This is a genomic window from Wolbachia endosymbiont of Aedes albopictus, assembly GCF_024804185.1.
Taxonomy (GTDB): domain Bacteria; phylum Pseudomonadota; class Alphaproteobacteria; order Rickettsiales; family Anaplasmataceae; genus Wolbachia; species Wolbachia pipientis_B.
Genome location: NZ_CP101657.1, coordinates 95,224 through 112,637 on the forward strand (window position 1 = coordinate 95,224; position 17,414 = coordinate 112,637).

Sequence of the window (17,414 nt, forward strand, 5' to 3'; positions counted from 1 at the left end):
ATACCGCCACGAACCGTCATACCGCGATTCATTCGCGGTATCTCATCCGCTAACACGCAGCGGGATACTTGACCTTTACAGGGATGACGGTTGTCGTTTAGCTATAAATGTTTAAGAAATTTACCAAATGAAAAAAAAGGCAAAAGAAGCCCCGTGGTGCGAGTTTTGACTCTATATTACTGTAAGTGGCGCTGTAATAATGTGCTGACGCTTAGTTTAAGCGCGATTTGGCTGAATGTAGAAAAAATAAAAAAGACATGCAGCCGCTATAATTTTATGTAATCCGCCAATAAATACTCTGAGTTTTTTACTGAATTTTTGTTGTTGAACCTGCGCAGATCAAAAACAAGTTTTGAGTCATAAATACCCTTATTATCATAATAAGGGGGCTGGCTAGGCTTGTCAAGGGATTTTTGACGAAATGATTTTGAAAGTAAAGAGCGGGAGAAGGGGTTCGAACCCTCGACCTCAACCTTGGCAAGGTTGCGCTCTACCAACTGAGCTACTCCCGCAATTAAATTAACCTAAATTTACTTAATTATAGGCATATACAGCGATTTGTAAACCCCGTGTACACGAAAAATGTGAGAGCCCATAAGTTTGCATGGTTCCTTCTATGATCTTTTCGTGTACTTAAGGCTCGTTTTTGATTATCATGGATTTTCAATTGTGCCAAAAAATGTATTAGTTTTATGGAAATATTTTTATATAAAGACGACTTGCCAGCTAGTTCAATACTAGATGATATAAGGTCTATAGCTGTTGATACCGAGGCAATGGGGTTACTTCATAGCAGAGATAGATTATGCCTTGTGCAGCTCTCTTTTAATGATGGCAACGTTCACTTAGTTCAACTCAAGAACGATTACACAGCGCCAAATTTGAGAAAAATATTAGAGGATAAAAATATAACTAAAATATTTCACTTCGCGCGATTTGATCTGAGCATAATACATTATTACTTGAAAACTTGGGCACTTCCATGCTATTGCACGAAAATAGCTTCACGGTTAGTTCGCACTTACACAAATAATCATAGCTTAAAAGAATTGTGCTTAGAACTACTTGACACCAAATTAAATAAGCAACAGCAATCTTCTGATTGGGGAAATGAAAATTTGACAGACAAACAAAAAAGTTATGCTGCATCTGATGTTTTGTATCTCCATAAGATAAAGGAAAAGCTAGATTTAATGTTGGAACGTGAAAATAGAAAAGAATTGGCCCAAAAGTGCTTTGAATTTCTTCCTACTCGCATTGAGTTAGACTTAATGGGTTGGGAAAACGTGGATATCTTTAATCATCAGATATAACCATTTGTGAGAAGTTTTTTGTTTGTGCAAGACACTTTAGGGCAATTTTTCAGAAGAATTTGGTTGATTAACTGTTGATTGATGCGCTATATTTTACAAAAATTTAGGTATTTTATGAGTGATGATATTACATTGGTAAATGATCAAAGTTTCAAATCTGAAGTCACTGACTATAAAGGGTTTGTTCTGATAGACTTTTGGGCAGAATGGTGTGGGCCATGTAAAAGTCTAATGCCGCGTATTGAACAGTTGGCTAAAGACAGAAAAGGCAAGATTAAGATCTGCAAGTTCGACATAGATGAAGGGACTGAAGTGCCAAGTAGGTATGGAGTGCAATCTATACCTACTTTAATCATATTTCAAGATGGTAAGGAAATTGCACGCAAAATTGGTGCAACAAATGATTTGTTAAGTTGGGTTGATAGTGAAATAAGCTAATAGACAAATTTGCTTTTGTGTGTATTATAAATATTGATAAAAGGGATTGTAGCTCAGTCGGTTAGAGCATTTCGCTCATAACGAAGTGGTCGTAGGTTCGAGTCCTACCAATCCCACCATTGTGTTGATCTTAGCATGATCGTAACAATGAGAAAACTATAGTATATGAATTATATGTTGATATAATAAAGGAAATAATGGAATTTACTAAATCTTTGAATAATAAGTTAGATGAGTTGCGCTTACTAAATCATCCATTCTACCAATCATGGAATACAGGAAGCTTAAGCTTGCAAGCTTTACAAACCTACGCTAAAGAATATTATCACCACGTTGCTGCGTTTCCTCGTTATATCAGTGGTATACATTTTCTGTGCCCAGATCTAAAAATGCGACAGGTTTTGCTTGGTAATTTGATAGAAGAAGAACAAGGTGATGAAAATCACCCAGAGTTATGGAAACCTTTTGCTGAAGGGCTTGGTGTTGATCTCCGTAAGAATGCACAGATTAAAGAGACACAGAAGTTAGTTGATGGTTACTTTGATATTATACGATCAGACTTTGCTTCCGGTTTGGGTGCACTTTATGCTTATGAACGTCAAACTCCAGAGGTTTCTAAGTCTAAAATTGAAGGTTTAAAAAAACACTATTCAATAAGTGATGAGCGTTCTCTTCAATTTTTTATAGTTCATATGCATGCTGATGAATGGCATTCTGAGGAATGTGCAAATCTTATTGCAGACTTAAGCGAAGAAGAGCAAGAGAAAGCCATGCAAGGCGCTAAAAAAGGAGCAAAACTCTTGTGGGGTTTTCTTGACGGGATGATGAACGCTAGTGTGTGTCATTAATTGTAAGTAGATTAAACTCAGTGATATTAAAATGCAATGTAATTTTCTTATATCTGACCTGCGGCTTTGGGTTCATTTAGGATGTAGTGCAGAAGAGAAGTTTCATTCTCAATTAGTTAGTGTTAATATTGATTTTACCTTTAAATCCCCCCCTTTAGGACTTACAACTGACCGGCTTGAGGATACTATATGCTACTTGGAGGTAGTTCAGAGTATTCAATCTCTCGTTCAAAGCAAGCAATTCAACTTAATCGAGCATTTAACTCATGATATATACAGGACCATTAATAACTTTGTGATGCAAAAAAAGCATATTATTTCTTCTATAGGCGTAACTATTCACAAAGTTGCACCACCTGTCCCCAGTGTGCATGGAGGTGTTTTCTTTACTTATCGTAATGCGTTGCAAGAATGATTTACATTTCTGTTGGCTCAAATATAGGAAATCGCTTTTCCCATTTACAAAGGGCTGCTCAGTTACTAAAGGAACGCTATTTTAAAGATTTAAAATCTTCGATCATTCTAGAAACTAAGGCAATTTTACCAGATGGTGCTCCATCTGGGTGGGATAAGCCATTTTTCAACATGATTGTCTATGGAAGTTGTTCTTCTTCTCCCGAAGAGCTATTAAAAGGCCTAAAACAAATTGAGTGTGATATTGGCCGCCTGCAGGTCTATGAAAAGTGGGCACCTCGCGTTATTGATTTGGATATTTTGTTATGGGATGATCTAACGCTCGATACACCCTACCTTAGAATTCCTCACCCAGAATTGATAAACAGACCATTTTTGCTTCACTTGATGGCAATGCTGAACCCTATGGATAATACTCCAATAATCAACAAGACGTTCGGTACTGTTGCTTATGATATCCCTAACATTCAAGATTGTTTTTTAAAGAGTTTTACGCTTTCACCAGAGCTTGTAGGTATTGTCAATATTACTCCTGATTCATTTTCAGATGGTGGTCTTTATTATGATGCAGATCAAGCAACCAAGCAGGCACTGCAACTGGTATCAGACGGTGCAAGTATAGTTGATCTTGGTGCTCAATCAACAAGACCTGGATCTTTAATGCAGATCCCAGAGGAAGAGTATGCACGTCTAAAGCCAGTACTTGATAATCTTAGCGATTATATGAAAGCTGGCGATATTAAAGTTAGCATTGATAGTTTCTGGCCAGATGTTATTTTGAATGTTTTAAAACACTACAAAATTACCTGGGTAAACGATCAGAAGGGAGATCTAGATGATAATACCTTAAAAGCAGTTGCTAGCAGTGGATGTAGCATCGTTATTATGCATTCGCTCTCCATACCACCACATAAGGATAACATTATTCCAGATGACACTAGTACCATAAATCATTGGGCAGAAAGGAATATTAATAGATTACTAGCTCTAGGTTTTGATCAAAGTTCAATAATTATTGATCCTGGTATTGGTTTTGGAAAATCTCTATATCAAAATATCTGGCTTTTACGCAATATAGAAGCATTGCAAAGTTTTGGCTGCAAAGTTCTGGTTGGTCATTCTAGAAAGTCATTTATTTCTTCTTTTTCTACAGAACCTGTCTTTAACCGAGATTTAGAAACAATTGCTTTATCATCTGTACTGCACAATAAGGTTGATTTTCTTCGAGTGCATAATGTGTGTGATCACATGCGATTTTTTGTAGCTCAAGCTGCTTTACAGGAATGAAGATTATCGGAATTATGGCTGTTGATCCCAAGGGGGTGATTGGAATAAATAATGGATTGCCCTGGCGTTATCCAAGTGAGTTAGATCACTTTCGTAAGGTGACTTACGGGCAAGTTATTGTTATGGGAAGAAAAACATTTGAAACAATACCACAAAACATATTAAAGCCTATTGTTTTTTCTCGTAACAAATTAAGTCCTTGTTTTAATAAAGGCATAGAATGCACTATTGTTTCTTCTATGCAAGAGTTCTTGTCAATCCAAGGTAATTGGAGTTACCCTCAAATCTTTGTGGTTGGTGGAGCACAAATAGCGCACCTTTTTTTGGAGTATGATCTAATTTCAGAGTTTATCATAACAGAAATTCACAGATTTTATAAAGGTGATGTATATTTCAACTTAACACTTCTTGATGGATGGTATAAAACCGCTCTTGCTAAAACAAAAGATTATACTATATGTAGGTTAACACGTGATAAAGATGGAAGAAAAAATTGTGAAGCTCATTAAGTCTCTTAATTGTAAATTATGCCAACTGAAACAACAAGCAAGAGGGCTTTTATGAGAAACTTTTTGATGTAATAGTATGTATGTTAAAGCAATTTATACCCACCGCATTGAATGTGGAGAAGTATTAGAGCAGGTTCTTGATCGCTATGTTTCAGAGTTGCTAAGAGAGGAAGTTGTTCTTGCTATCACATCGAAAATCATTTCCGTTTGTCAAAAACAAGTAGTTTGCAAAACTTCTTGTTCTAAAGAAGAGCTAATCAAAAGAGAAGCTGATGCAATTGTTGATGTGGACCACAATCCTTATAGTATCTGTTTAACGATTAAAGATAATATCTTAATTCCATCTGCTGGTATTGATGAATCAAATGGTAATGAGGTGTATATTCTATATCCAAAAGATGTTCAAAAAACAGCTCTATCAATATGGAACTATCTCAAGACAAAACACTGCATAAAACATCTTGGTATTTTGATTACAGATAGTAATGTAACACCTATGCGTCGTGGGGTTACGGGCGTTGCTCTTGGTTGGTGTGGATTTGAACCACTTTATTCCTATATAGGCAAGCCAGATCTTTATAATCAATCACTGCAAGTAACACAAGTCAATCTTCTTGATGCACTGGCAACATCTGCTGTTTTAGTTATGGGAGAAGGGGCAGAGCAAACACCAATGGCAATAATTAGTGGTGCACCAAAGGTTCACTTTCTTACTCGTCCGCCAACTACAAAAGAAGAAAAAAGTGTTAAGATATCTATGAAAAAGGATCTTTACTCTCCCCTCCTCATGGGAGCCCGTTGGTTAAAGAGGAACTTAAAAATTTGCTATTAGACTTCTTGCATAACCATATAACGAACTTTTCTTGGAAATAGAAACGAAAAAACCTACTTGACAAGCTCCGCCAGCCCTCTTATTATGACAGTAAGGGTATTTATCACTCAAAACTTGTTTTTGACCTGCAGGCTCAATGACAAAATTCAGTAAAAAACTCAGAGTATTTATTGGCGGATTACATAAAATTATAGCAGCTGCATGTCTTTTTTATTTTTTCTACATTCAGCCAAATCGCGCTTAAACTAAGCGTCAGCACATTATTACAGCGCCACTTACAGTAATATAGAGTCAAAACTCGCACCACGGGGCTTCTTTTGCCTTTTTTTTTATTTGGTAAATTTCTTAATGTTTGTAACTAAACGACAACCGTCATCCCGCTATGTGTTAGCGGATGAGATACCGTGACGGTATGACGTAGGATTGCCGTCATCCCGCAGCGGGATCTATGTTAAGAGATACCGCGAATGAATCGCGGTATGACGTAGGGCTACAGGTGTCATGCCAGTGCTCCTTTTTTGTCATCCGAGTAGCCCTCTTCTTGTCATCCCAGTGCGTGACACTGGGATCTAGCCTTTATTATTTGGTTGAAATTAAGTCTTCTGGATCCAAGTAGTCAGGGCACTTGGATGACACCATTCTTTTTCCTGGATTCCAGTGTCTGGGCACTGCCGTCATAAAGGAACCAGTGTCAGCTACTTGGATGATACCTTTTTCTACTTACTTTGGGTTATGCAAGAAGTTTACTTACTTTAAAGAACCTCACTTTACGCTGATCTTTGAGCGCTCTTCTGTGGTATTTTGTAAGAGTATAACTTGTGAAATCGTCTTCCCTATAGATCAAAGAGTTACACTGCTTTATATGTGATGCTATCCACTCTGCATAGTCCTGATGATCGGTTGCAATGAATATTTCTCCTGTTATAAGTATTTTTTCTGCTAATAAATTTAAAAATTCCGTATTAATTAATCGTCTTTTATTGTGACTTCTTTTTGGCCATGGATCTGGAAAGAGGATAAAGAATCTTTCAACACTGTTGTCAGGAAAATTTGCAATCAATTCTCTTGCATCTTCTGTCCATATTAAAATGTTTTTTATGTGTTGTATTTTTATGTTTGTTAGCAAGCGAGAAACCCCCTTTAAGTAGGGCTCACATCCTATAAATAATAGATCAGGTTCATTGAGCACCTGGTAAAGCATATTTTCACCGTTGCCAAAGCCTATTTCTACCCATATTCTTTTTCGTGAATTTACAATCTTCTCTATAGATTCCTTGCTGTTTTGAATAGAATATTTTTCCAATATTTCATCAACATCCGGTTTTAACCTGGACCTTCTGGAGAATGATCTAATCCACTTGCTATTCTTAAATAACATATTCTTGATACATATATAATTTTCTTACTATATTTTATATAGCTTAAACAATTCTCGAAATGAATTAACGAAAAATTACTTGTCAATAATTATTAATATTATATAATATATGAGTTCTAATAAAGTTTAAATTAAAGGTCACATTGCATGAATAATAATGATCCAGTTATAAATCTACCGGTTACTATCAGAAAGCTATCATCAAACAAGTTTATAGAAGAGATATGTCAAAGCCAATTTGAGGATCAAGATAATGCCTTGTTTGAAGATTCTTTTGTTAACAAAATTAAAGAAGGAGATGTGGTAGAAGGTGTAATTACAAGAATAAACCCTAACGATGTTGTGGTTGATATTGGTTTAAAGTCTGACGGGAGAATTCTGATCAAGGAACTCGGTTGTAATGATGAGATCATTATTGGCTCGAAAATTAGAGTTTATGTGGAAAGAATTGAAGATTATCATGGTAATGTTGTTCTTAGCCGTGAAAAAGCAATTAGAGACGAGAAATGGAATAAGTTGGAAGAAGATACAGTTACAAGAGCTGAAGTAAGCGGAGTTATTAAACGCTCAATTAAATGTGGTTTTATTGTTGATCTTGGTGACGGAATAAGCGCTTTTTTACCGCTGAGTCATGTGGATTTGAAGCAAGTAAAAGACGCGAAGCACCTTATTGAAACTGAACAAAAGTTCATCGTGCTTAAAATGGATAAGAAGCAAGGTAATATTGTAGTATCAAGAAAGCTGGTGTTAGAAAAATTGCACGCTGGTGAAAAAATTAAATTTTTAGAATCTTTAAATGAAGGCGATATAATAGAAGGAAAAATAAAAAGCATCACTCATTACGGTGTATTTGTCGGTATTCATGAATCAGATGTAGTGGGAGTTATAGATGGATTGCTACATATTACAGATATCTCTTGGAGTAGAGTGAGTCATCCATCTGCAGTTTTTGCTTGTGGCCAGACTATAAAAGTTAAAATCATAAAAATAGATAAGGAAAATGCTAAAATTTCCTTGGGTGTGAAGCAGCTAGAAGATAGCCCTTGGCAAGATGCAGAGTCAAAATATCCAGTTGATAGTGTGCATAAGGGTTATGTAACAAGCATAGAAGATTATGGATTGTTTGTTGAGCTTAGACCTGGAATTGAAGGTTTAGTGCACTCGTCAGAAATAACTTGGGTTAAGAGTAATTTACCAGTTAGTAGTCTCGTAACAAGGGGACAAGAAGTATATGTAAAAATTCTCAGTATTGACATTGCTAAGAGTAGGATGAGTTTAAGCATGAAAAGGTGTGTAGACAACCCTTGGCAAGTATTTATCAAGAAATATCCTCCTGGTTCTATTGTTTCTGGTGAAGTGAAGAATAATACTGGCTCATACGTATCTATTGCTTTCAATGATTCTGAAATAGATGAGAACGTGGAAGGGACAATATATGTGAAAGATTTAAGTTGGTCTAAAAATAGCTCAGATGAGATAAAGAAGTATAATGTAGGTGATAAAATAGAAGCAAAAGTAATAAGGGCTAACGTGAATCGGGCAAGAATTTATCTTGGAATAAAACAAATAAAGTATGATCCTCTTGAAGAACTGATAAAGAAAATTAAGGTAGGCGATAAAATACAGGTTATTGTAGGTAAGAGAGAAGATAATGGACTAGTCGTTGAAGTTGAGAACGATGTAACCCTTCTAATAGATCAAGAGCATTTGCCGGAAAATAAAAAGTTCTCTATATCAGAAAAAATAGAAGTTGAAGTATTGGGTGTTGGAGAATATAACATAGTATTATCTGCTAAGTGATAAGGTTTACTTGTTTTGGCTTCATATAAATGGCAACAAAGTCTGATATAATAGCGAGGGTAGCAAAAAGACATCCTTTTTTAGATAAGATTGTTATAGCAGCTATAGTTGATAGATTTTTTGGGATACTTTCAAGCACATTGAAGCATCATAATAGAGTTGAAATTAGGGGGTTTGGTTCTTTTTCAGTTAGAAGTTATAACTTGAAAGAAACAAGCTATTTAATGTTACAGAAGTTTACAAAGAATCAATACTTTAAAACATATTTTCGTAGCAGTAAAAAATTATCTGATTTGATAAATGAATAAAAACTTATACCATAAATAAGATGAAAGTAGGGGTTTGAGTTTATACTGTACGATAGAAATTTTTAGCACCATATGCAAGTAGTAGAAATTGTTATACGTAATAACACATACAAAATATCTTGCGAAACTGGGAAGAAGAGCCATTTATTACGTCTTGCTAATAGTTTTGACAAGCTAGTTGGTTCTGTATCTCAAAAAACTGGAGGTAAGGGTTCGGATGCATTAAATTTCTTACTTGCAGCGCTAATTCTTGAGGATAAAATTTTAGAATTAACAAAGCGGTTGGATGAAGCAAATCAAGAGCGCGAAAAGTATAGAAACGAGAAAAGAATAGAATATATTGAGGTACTAGATAAGGTAAATAAGATTATCACTAATCTTGAGTGCATAAAGGATTAGCTTCAATAAAGCAAGCAATTAAATTGACTATCTGACTATTTAAGCCAGGAGGGAGGTTTGTCTTACGAGTTATGTAACAATATAATTCGTAATCATCAAGATCAACTATTTTTTCGTATTCGGTTAGTTCGCTCAAGGAAAATTTATCAAGATATTTCAATGCGAAATGCCCTAAAAGTATATCGGTTTCTTTGCAACCCCTATGCCAGCTTCTATACATCAATTTTCTTCTGAGTAGTGAGGTATCTGTCATTACAATTAAACTTTTTTTTAATTTAAAAGTTAAACTAAATACTTGTCAAGTGAGGCGCGTTTTAATATACTTAACATTTGTTTAAGATCTAAATACACAGGTGGAGTTAATTTCGAATTTCATTCATCAGTTTGGCAATGGAATATATTGTTTTTTGTCATTTGCCTTAATCATTTCTGTTATAGTGTTTGTGCATGAATACGGGCATTATGTTGTTGCCAAAGCATGCAAAGTTAAAGTTGAATCTTTTTCTATAGGTTTTGGTCCTGAAATTTTTGGTTTTAACGATAAGTCTGGAACTAGATGGAAATTAAGCGCTGTTCCATTGGGTGGTTATGTTAAAATGTTAGGGGATACTAATGCAGCGAGTGTCCCAGCTGATCAAAAAGAATTAACTGAAGAAGAAAAGTTGTATTCATTTCATACAAAACCGCGGTATAAAAAAGCAGCAGTGATTTTTGCAGGACCTTTTGCAAATATGATACTTGCTGTTATAGCTTTTACAATATTTTTTAGCACGGCAGGTTATTACCGCACTCCACCGGTGATTAGGGATGTAATTGAAGGAAGTGCAGCCAAACAAGCTGGCCTATTACCAGGTGACACTATTACACAAATCAATGAGCATAAAATAAAATACTTTGAAGATATTTCACGTGTGATAATGTCGAACCCCAAGACGAGAATGGAAATTAAATATAGCAGAAATAATGAGGAGCGTAGAACTAGCCTGACTCCATTGACAATTGAGAGTAGAGATGTTTTTGGCAACGTAATAGAAAGAGAAACTATAGGGATTATTTCAGTCAATACATTAAAGCAGTCATCTTTTCTTGGGGCTGTGAGCTTATCAGTCAGTGAAACTTACCACACTATGTGCTTAACGATCAAAGCTATCTTTCAAATTATCGTTGGTAAGAGAAGTGCAAGTGAAATAGGTGGACCAATAAAAATTGCAAAATATTCAGGGCAATCAGCCAAAAAAGGATTTATTATGGTTGTGTATCTCATGGCAATTATTTCAGCTAATTTAGCTGCGATTAACTTGCTACCAATTCCGCTACTGGATGGTGGGCATTTATTTCGTTATATTATAGAAGCAGTTATACGTAGAGATTTAAGTTTGAAATATCAAAAATATGAGGCTACCTTTGGTGCTTTCATTTTGTTCTTGCTGATGGCAATTGCAATTTCGAATGATATTAGGAGTCTTTTTTAAAATAAATATGAAAAAGCTATTTTACATACTAATAGTAATTTTTATCTCCTTTCCCGCTCTACTTGTTGCTTTAGAAAATAAGGAAAAAGTACAGATAAGAGATATCAAATGCATTGGCAATGAGCGAGTAAGCAATCAAACAATAGGGTTTTATATAAAGTTAGAACCTGGTAGCTATGTAGACGACGATGATATAGATTCGATTATAAAAGGTTTATATAAAACAAAATTGTTTGCTAGTGTTAACGCTTATATCGATGATAAAAAAAATTTGGTAGTAAAAATTCAAGAAAATCCACTAATTAACAAGGTAATATTAAAGGGTAATAAGTTATTTAACAGCAAAGAGCTGCTAAATAATGTAATTCAGTCAAAATCGCTAACTATTTTCACTGAAACAAAATTGCAAAACGATTTAATGAATTTAATCACTGCTTATAGAAATAACGGTAAGGTTGGTGTTAACGTTGCATATGAGCTGAATAAGCTTGATAGTAATAGGGTCAATCTAATTTTTAAAATAAAAGAAGGTAAAACCTCTAAAATTAAGGATATAAGATTTATAGGCAACAAAAGCTTTTCCGAAAATGAGCTAGAGCAAGTTATCAAAAGACATAGTAACGATATATTGAGTAAGTTATTTAGAGCCATTTTTAAAGGCGGAAATCATTATTCACCACAGCATTTATTGATTAACACAGAATTGCTCGATCGTTTTTATTCGTCTAAGGGATATATTCAAAATAATATTCAACCAATTGTTGAGGTTGATAATAACAATCAGATAGAATTGACTTTTTTGATTGACGAAGGACAGCAATATTTGTTTGGAAATAATGAGGTTAATATTGAAACTGAAATTCAGGATTTGAGCCTAAAAAAAGAAATATTGGACTTTATAACAGAGGAAAACGATAAGATATTTAATAGAGTTAAAATTAATAATACAGTAGAAAAAATAAACAAGTATTTAAATGAGAAAGGATATATATTTGCAAAAGTTAATCCAGAGTATGCACAACTTGACAATGTTGTGGATGTAACTTACAAAGTGCTGCCGGGTAAAAAGATTTATATAAATCAAATTACAATTGATGGTAATGATCGCACTTTAGATAAGGTGATCAGAAGTAAGCTAAGTATAGCAGAAGGTGATGCGTACAATATATCTGAGATTCAAAAATCACGTAAAAAACTAATGAGTAGTGATTTTTTTGAAACAGTAAAAGTAAATAGTTATGCAGTTAATGACAATGCAGTAAATCTTGACTTAAATGTTAAAGAAAAAAGAACTGCCTCATTATCTTTAGCAGGAGGTATGTCCTTTCCTGGCGGAGCATTTGTAAAAACTGATTTCACAGATCGTAATTTATTTGGTAGTGGTAAAGAGCTCTCTTTTGCTCTTGAGAAAAATAAATATTCACTTTCTACTAATGTAGAGGTTGTTGAAAATAATTTTAACGATTCTGATACATCACTAGGTGTGGGTGTATTTTATGAAAAACAAGATAAACCACACACTAGCTTCGACAGTTGTGACATGGGATTTTCAACAAAATTATCATACAAAGTTATAGAAAACTTAACTAGTTCTATTCGCTACTCTTACAAGTATAACCGTATACACATGGATAATAAGGGAGGAAAAGACAATGACATCTCTGATATAATAAAGGGGCAAGAAGGTGAACATCAGATTTCATCAGTAGGATACACATTGGCATATAATAAACTGGATAATCTTTATGCTCCAAAAGAAGGATATTTATTGCGTATAAGTCAGGATATTTCAGGATTGGGAGGGAATGTAAACTTCCTAAAATCTGAGTTCTTGTCTTTTTACACGCATCCTATATTAAGTAAAATTGACGATAGCATAATACTACGCTTTAAGATAGCGGCAGGTCATATTTTTTCTTATACCGATGAAGATTTAAACATTGGCCAGCACTTTTTTAAAGGGGGTAATGAGATTAGAGGGTTTGATCTTTCTGGTATAGGACCAAGAGCAATAGACAACAATAAAAGCTCGTTAGGAGGCAAAACTTATTTTAATTTAACACAGCAAGTAGATTTCCCACTACCAAAACTATATGACTATGCTGGTATCAAAAGCTCATTATTTGTTGACTATGCAACACTTTTTGGCTTAGATGATAAAAATGAGAAATATAAAGATAAAGATCCATATAATGATAGTAAGCTTATAAGAGTGTCACCAGGTTTTGGCTTTTCAATGCCTTCTCCTTTTGGTAGACTTAGATTAGATTTTGGGTTTCCTTTAGTAAAGGAATCTTATGATATAATACCATCACCAAATGTTAAATTTTCTATTGAAGCGGGGATTTGAATGAAATATATACAGTTATTTATATCAGTTATTGCCTTAATTATTTCCTTATTTGTGGGGTATAAGTTTGCAGGATATCAACCTCAGAACACAAAGGCTGCAATTATCGATAGTGACAAAGTCATCAATGAATCTCTTGCTCTGCAAAATATACAACAACAAATAAAGGAGCAGAATTCTAGATTACAACAAGAATTTGAAAGTGAGTTAGAAAAACTTAAGCCATCAAAAGAAGAATTTGAACTTTTGTCAGAAGAAGCAAAAAAGGAAAAGACAGAACAGTTTAATAAGCATACTGTAAATGCTAGAGATGCTTACGCTAAAAAAATGTTGTATTTAGAAGAAAGTTATAGAGATGCAGTAGAGAGTGTTTTTAATAAGATAAAAGAAGTTGCTAAAAAAACGGCAGAAAAAGACAACATAGATTTGGTACTATTTATTTCAAAAAAGAACCAAGTTTTATACTCTATGGATAAAGTTGATTTATCGGATATGGTATTAAACAATATAAACAAGGAAATACCTGAATTTGCTTTAAAAGGCATTGAATAGACTTATGCAATTTAATATCAGTGATATTATAAAAATATTACCACATTCTTATCCGTTCCTCTTAGTAGATAGGGTTATAGAATGCGACCCTGGCAAAAGTATAAAAGCAATCAAAAATGTGACTTTCAATGAACCATTTTTTATTGGTCATTTTCCTGGTCATCCAATAATGCCAGGAGTCTTGATAATTGAATCTCTAGCTCAAGCATCTGCTATATGTGTTCTTGGTAAAGAAACAATAGAAAATAAAGTTGTTTACTTGAGATCCATTGAAAATGCAAAATTCAGAAAGCTAGTTACTCCAGGGGACACATTGATTCTTCAAGCTAACATTCAAAGTGTGTGTTTAGGTGTACACAAATTTAGGTGTATTGCATCTGTTAGCGAAGAAAAAGTTGCAGAAGCAACAATCTCAGCAGTACTGCAAAATAAATAAGATCTTCATCTGTAAGAAACAGCATGTACACTTTATAGTATAGCAATGAAGCTGAATTTCAAAATCTCATTTTCGAATCTATATACTCGTGATGGATTAATAAAATTAGATGAGGCATTTTTGAATTATATCAAATCATGTGATGAGAGCTTGTTTTGTTCATTAATTGAAGCAAGAGAAAAAGCAGCTTCTTCTTCGATGTCATCTCAGTTCCATCCCCCGTCATCCCAGTGTCACCCCCCGTCATCCCAGTGCTCGACACTGGGATCTAGAAAACAAGAAGGACGGATTCCAGTGTCAGCTACTTGGATGACAGATGATCGTGGTAGCCAGCTCATTATAGACCTTTCGTACTTACTTGATGAATTTATTGCAAAACTTTTCAACATTAAAAAAGAAATAGAAGAGCTAAAGAAAAAACATAATGACTTTGCTGTGATATATAAATGCAAAAGGTTATTTGTCCAACGCTACGCATTGAAGAAATACATTAATGTGGCGAATATAGATATTACTAACAAGCTAAGTCATTTTCTCACTTTGCCAACAACAGAAAAAAATTTTGCCGAGCAGGTGATGCGTTGGTTTGAAGATAAAGAAAATCACAAAGAAGAAATAGAACTTGCGGCACAATATGCAGTGTGGAGAGTAAAAAATAAACAGAGTATATTATTCAGTATTCATAAAAAAATCGACCACGAAAACCTCATACCATTTTCTAAAAAAGAAGTAGACAAAGCTGAAGTGCTGTATTCAAATGAAGTAAAAAGACGATATGGTTTTGATCTAACAAGCAAAAAGGTGAGTTTGAATAAAGCATTAGATAACGCTCACTACTGCATATTCTGTCATAAGCAAAATAAGGACAGCTGCTCAAAGGGGCTAATTAATAACGACAATACTTTTAAACAGTCCCCACTAAAAGTTGAGCTGCATGGCTGTCCACTAGAACAGAAAATATCGGAAATGAATCTGGTGAAAAGCGAAGGTTACAGCATAGCAAGCCTTGCAATTGTGATGATAGATAACCCATTATGTGCGGCTACTGGGCACAGAATATGCAATGACTGCATGAACTCGTGCATATATCAGAAACAAGAACCCGTAAATGTGCCAGCAATTGAAACAAGGATTCTAGATGATGTGCTCAGTTTACCGTACGGATTTGAAATATATTCTCTGCTCAGCCGTTGGAGTCCTTTAAATTTTCAGCGTTCATTGCCAAGAGAAAACACCGGAAAAAACGTTCTAGTTGTAGGCCTTGGTCCTGCTGGTTTTAATTTAGCTCATCATTTGTTGAATGATGGGCATAACGTTATCGCCATTGATGGACTAAAGATTGAACCTTTGATCAATAATTTCCAGCTAATTAAAGATTTCAAACACGAAAAATTGAGTGAACGCATGGCAGGAGGGTTTGGTGGGGTGGCAGAATATGGTATTACTTCTCGGTGGGATAAGAATTACTTAAAGATTATTAGATTACTGCTGGAAAGACGTGAACATTTCGCACTTTATGGAGGCATTCGTTTTGGTGGCACGATTAATGTTGATGACGCGTTCAACTCGGGTTTTGATCACATCGCCCTAGCACTTGGCTCTGGCAAGCCACGAATGATCAAAATAAAGAATATACTAGCTCGTGGAGTGCGTATGGCATCTGACTTTCTTATGTCGTTACAACTGACTGGCGCTCTTAAATTTGATTCTATAGCAAATCTGCAAGTTCGTATGCCGATAGTTGTAATAGGGGCTGGGCTTACTGCGATTGACACTGCCACTGAAGCTTTAGCGTATTATCCAATTCAAGTAGAAAAATTTCTTCTTCGTTATGAGATATTAGTTGATAAGTATGGAAAGGACTGTGTTGAAAAAGATTGGACAGAAGAAGAGCACGAAATTGCGAATGAACTCATATCGCACGCAAAATTGATCCAAGCAGAGCAAGAATTAGCAAAAAAAGAGAGTAGAGAAATAAAAACATTAGAGTTAATGCAGAGTCTTGGGGGAGTGAAAGTTATATATAGAAAAGAGCTGAAAGACTCGCCAAGTTATCGATTAAATGGCGAGGAGGTGCAAAACGCATTATCAGAAGGGATTTACTTTATTGAAAACTTAGAGCCAGTTGAAGTTGTGACAGATAAATATAACCATGCTGAGTCAATAAAACTAATAGACACAAAATCCGGCAAAATCAAATGTATGAAAGCACGTTCTATTTTTATAGCAGCAGGTACTGAGCCAAATACAGTTATTGCAACAGAAGATAAAAAGCATTTTAAATTAAGCAATGGGTATTTTACTCATTTGAATTCATCAGGAAAAGAAATAGATCCAATATTTTCCCCTAAGATGCAGAATAAAGACAGGATATTAGTATATAAGCAAGGCAATAAAACAATTAGCTTTTTTGGTGATCTTCATCCTTCGTATAGCGGCAGCGTCGTGAAAGCTATGGCAAGCGCTAAGAATGGTTATCCTATTATTTCTCAGCTTTTGAGTGGAGTTAATAGCTTCGTTTCTGTCATTCCAGTGTGTGATGTTGTGGGCCAGAAAAAAAATGCGTGGTCAAGTGTTGAAGACCTGGCTAATAAAGAATTCTTTAATAGAATCAAAGAGCAATTCACTGCAAAGGTTATAAAAGTTCAATATTTAACAGACAAAGTTGTGGAAATAGTGATCAAAGCACCACTTGCGGCAAAGAATTTTAAACCTGGACAATTCTTTAGGTTGCAAAATTTTGAAACCAATGGCAGAAAAGCCAATAATACAAACCTTGCTATGGAAGGTATAGCCGTAACCGGCACTGAAGTAGACAAAAAAAAAGGAATTATTTCCACTATTGTGCTGGAAATCGGCGGCTCCACTAATTTATGCAGACACTTAAGAGAAGGCGAGCAAATAATTCTTATGGGTCCAACTGGATGCTCTACTGAAGTCTACTAGGTCTGGATATTAAAATGATTGCCAAATTTTATTTCAAAAGGTAAATAATTTACTAACGCTCGTGCACAAATTAAAAATAAATTATGCACGAGTGTAGCATTGTGAATTAAGAATGCTATATTAAAGCTTACC

The 17,414-nt window shown here is 34.8% G+C and carries 18 protein-coding genes and 2 tRNA genes; 17 read left to right on the forward strand and 3 right to left on the reverse strand.

Going from position 1 to position 17,414, the window contains the following annotated elements; genetic code table 11:
• Positions 1-439: 439 nt before the first annotated feature.
• A tRNA-Gly gene (locus tag NHG98_RS00430) sits at positions 440-512 on the reverse strand.
• Between the two features lie 180 nt (positions 513-692).
• Between NHG98_RS00430 and NHG98_RS00435 the strand changes: the two genes are divergently transcribed.
• The 9 genes from NHG98_RS00435 (at position 693) to NHG98_RS00475 (ending at position 6,257) form a co-directional block, all read left to right on the forward strand.
• Entirely contained in the window at positions 693-1,313 is a 621-nt protein-coding gene (locus tag NHG98_RS00435) for a ribonuclease D (RefSeq protein ID WP_096617254.1), read from the forward strand.
• Positions 1,314-1,427: 114 nt separating this feature from the next.
• Positions 1,428-1,751: a thioredoxin gene (trxA, locus tag NHG98_RS00440; RefSeq protein WP_096617256.1), complete on the forward strand. Its 324-nt coding sequence runs from the start codon at positions 1,428-1,430 to the stop codon at positions 1,749-1,751.
• 42 nt (positions 1,752-1,793) lie between these two features.
• A tRNA-Met gene (locus NHG98_RS00445) sits at positions 1,794-1,870 on the forward strand.
• A gap of 78 nt (positions 1,871-1,948) precedes the next feature.
• The gene (locus tag NHG98_RS00450) at positions 1,949-2,599 is read left to right on the forward strand and encodes a CADD family putative folate metabolism protein (protein ID WP_096617258.1); all 651 of its coding nucleotides are present in this window, start codon (positions 1,949-1,951) and stop codon (positions 2,597-2,599) included.
• Positions 2,600-2,630: 31 nt separating this feature from the next.
• The gene (locus NHG98_RS00455) at positions 2,631-3,014 is read left to right on the forward strand and encodes a dihydroneopterin aldolase (protein ID WP_096617260.1); all 384 of its coding nucleotides are present in this window, start codon (positions 2,631-2,633) and stop codon (positions 3,012-3,014) included.
• Entirely contained in the window at positions 3,011-4,300 is a 1,290-nt protein-coding gene (gene folP / locus NHG98_RS00460) for a dihydropteroate synthase (protein ID WP_096676704.1), read from the forward strand. Before NHG98_RS00455 ends, folP begins: the two co-directional genes overlap by 4 nt.
• Positions 4,297-4,809: a dihydrofolate reductase gene (locus NHG98_RS00465; RefSeq protein WP_096617615.1), complete on the forward strand. Its 513-nt coding sequence runs from the start codon at positions 4,297-4,299 to the stop codon at positions 4,807-4,809. The genes folP and NHG98_RS00465 overlap by 4 nt, the downstream gene beginning before the upstream one ends.
• Positions 4,810-4,885: 76 nt before the next feature.
• On the forward strand, positions 4,886-5,641 hold the full coding sequence (locus NHG98_RS00470; RefSeq protein ID WP_096617617.1) for a putative folate metabolism gamma-glutamate ligase: 756 nt from the start codon (positions 4,886-4,888) through the stop codon (positions 5,639-5,641).
• 448 nt (positions 5,642-6,089) lie between these two features.
• Positions 6,090-6,257 (forward strand): hypothetical protein, encoded by a 168-nt coding sequence (locus NHG98_RS00475; protein ID WP_259245426.1) that lies wholly within the window; start codon positions 6,090-6,092, stop codon positions 6,255-6,257.
• A gap of 114 nt (positions 6,258-6,371) precedes the next feature.
• Here the strand turns inward: NHG98_RS00475 and trmB are convergent, their stop codons facing one another.
• A complete protein-coding gene (gene trmB / locus NHG98_RS00480; RefSeq protein WP_096616079.1) occupies positions 6,372-7,019 on the reverse strand; it encodes a tRNA (guanosine(46)-N7)-methyltransferase TrmB in 648 nt (215 codons plus the stop codon).
• Between the two features lie 147 nt (positions 7,020-7,166).
• Between trmB and NHG98_RS00485 the strand changes: the two genes are divergently transcribed.
• From NHG98_RS00485 to NHG98_RS00495, 3 genes are all read left to right on the forward strand, one after another.
• Positions 7,167-8,819 carry a 30S ribosomal protein S1 gene (locus NHG98_RS00485; protein WP_096616081.1) on the forward strand — a complete coding sequence of 551 codons (1,653 nt, stop codon included), beginning with the start codon at positions 7,167-7,169 and terminating at the stop codon, positions 8,817-8,819.
• A gap of 29 nt (positions 8,820-8,848) precedes the next feature.
• Positions 8,849-9,127 carry an HU family DNA-binding protein gene (locus NHG98_RS00490; protein ID WP_096616083.1) on the forward strand — a complete coding sequence of 93 codons (279 nt, stop codon included), beginning with the start codon at positions 8,849-8,851 and terminating at the stop codon, positions 9,125-9,127.
• 72 nt (positions 9,128-9,199) lie between these two features.
• The gene (locus NHG98_RS00495) at positions 9,200-9,526 is read left to right on the forward strand and encodes a cell division protein ZapA (protein WP_096616085.1); all 327 of its coding nucleotides are present in this window, start codon (positions 9,200-9,202) and stop codon (positions 9,524-9,526) included.
• On the opposite strand, the gene NHG98_RS00500 is transcribed toward NHG98_RS00495, so the two are convergent.
• Positions 9,501-9,779, reverse strand: coding sequence for an FAD assembly factor SdhE (locus NHG98_RS00500; RefSeq protein WP_096616087.1), 279 nt, complete (start codon positions 9,777-9,779; stop codon positions 9,501-9,503). The genes NHG98_RS00495 and NHG98_RS00500 overlap by 26 nt on opposite strands.
• A 100-nt stretch (positions 9,780-9,879) precedes the next feature.
• Between NHG98_RS00500 and rseP the strand changes: the two genes are divergently transcribed.
• From rseP to NHG98_RS00525, 5 genes are read left to right on the forward strand one after another with little or no spacing between them, the layout of a single operon-like run.
• A complete protein-coding gene (gene rseP / locus NHG98_RS00505; protein WP_096616089.1) occupies positions 9,880-10,998 on the forward strand; it encodes an RIP metalloprotease RseP in 1,119 nt (372 codons plus the stop codon).
• A 7-nt stretch (positions 10,999-11,005) separates the two neighbouring features.
• A complete protein-coding gene (gene bamA / locus NHG98_RS00510; RefSeq protein ID WP_096616129.1) occupies positions 11,006-13,348 on the forward strand; it encodes an outer membrane protein assembly factor BamA in 2,343 nt (780 codons plus the stop codon).
• Positions 13,349-13,900, forward strand: coding sequence for an OmpH/Skp family outer membrane protein (locus NHG98_RS00515; protein ID WP_096616091.1), 552 nt, complete (start codon positions 13,349-13,351; stop codon positions 13,898-13,900).
• Between the two features lie 4 nt (positions 13,901-13,904).
• Positions 13,905-14,336 (forward strand): 3-hydroxyacyl-ACP dehydratase FabZ, encoded by a 432-nt coding sequence (gene fabZ / locus NHG98_RS00520; RefSeq protein WP_065094742.1) that lies wholly within the window; start codon positions 13,905-13,907, stop codon positions 14,334-14,336.
• 45 nt (positions 14,337-14,381) lie between these two features.
• Entirely contained in the window at positions 14,382-17,282 is a 2,901-nt protein-coding gene (locus NHG98_RS00525) for an FAD-dependent oxidoreductase (protein WP_096616093.1), read from the forward strand.
• Positions 17,283-17,414: the final 132 nt, after the last annotated feature.

Coding starts and splice junctions, on each gene's coding strand:
- folP (WP_096676704.1), top strand. CDS start 3,011: ATGATTTACATTTCTGTTGGCTCAAATATAGGAAATCGCTTTTCCCAT.
- NHG98_RS00475 (WP_259245426.1), top strand. CDS start 6,090: ATGTTAAGAGATACCGCGAATGAATCGCGGTATGACGTAGGGCTACAG.
- NHG98_RS00500 (WP_096616087.1), bottom strand. CDS start 9,779: ATGACAGATACCTCACTACTCAGAAGAAAATTGATGTATAGAAGCTGG.
- NHG98_RS00470 (WP_096617617.1), top strand. CDS start 4,886: ATGTATGTTAAAGCAATTTATACCCACCGCATTGAATGTGGAGAAGTA.
- bamA (WP_096616129.1), top strand. CDS start 11,006: ATGAAAAAGCTATTTTACATACTAATAGTAATTTTTATCTCCTTTCCC.
- NHG98_RS00465 (WP_096617615.1), top strand. CDS start 4,297: ATGAAGATTATCGGAATTATGGCTGTTGATCCCAAGGGGGTGATTGGA.
- trxA (WP_096617256.1), top strand. CDS start 1,428: ATGAGTGATGATATTACATTGGTAAATGATCAAAGTTTCAAATCTGAA.
- NHG98_RS00485 (WP_096616081.1), top strand. CDS start 7,167: ATGAATAATAATGATCCAGTTATAAATCTACCGGTTACTATCAGAAAG.
- NHG98_RS00435 (WP_096617254.1), top strand. CDS start 693: ATGGAAATATTTTTATATAAAGACGACTTGCCAGCTAGTTCAATACTA.
- NHG98_RS00515 (WP_096616091.1), top strand. CDS start 13,349: ATGAAATATATACAGTTATTTATATCAGTTATTGCCTTAATTATTTCC.
- NHG98_RS00490 (WP_096616083.1), top strand. CDS start 8,849: ATGGCAACAAAGTCTGATATAATAGCGAGGGTAGCAAAAAGACATCCT.
- NHG98_RS00455 (WP_096617260.1), top strand. CDS start 2,631: ATGCAATGTAATTTTCTTATATCTGACCTGCGGCTTTGGGTTCATTTA.
- NHG98_RS00525 (WP_096616093.1), top strand. CDS start 14,382: ATGAAGCTGAATTTCAAAATCTCATTTTCGAATCTATATACTCGTGAT.
- NHG98_RS00495 (WP_096616085.1), top strand. CDS start 9,200: ATGCAAGTAGTAGAAATTGTTATACGTAATAACACATACAAAATATCT.
- fabZ (WP_065094742.1), top strand. CDS start 13,905: ATGCAATTTAATATCAGTGATATTATAAAAATATTACCACATTCTTAT.
- NHG98_RS00450 (WP_096617258.1), top strand. CDS start 1,949: ATGGAATTTACTAAATCTTTGAATAATAAGTTAGATGAGTTGCGCTTA.
- trmB (WP_096616079.1), bottom strand. CDS start 7,019: ATGTTATTTAAGAATAGCAAGTGGATTAGATCATTCTCCAGAAGGTCC.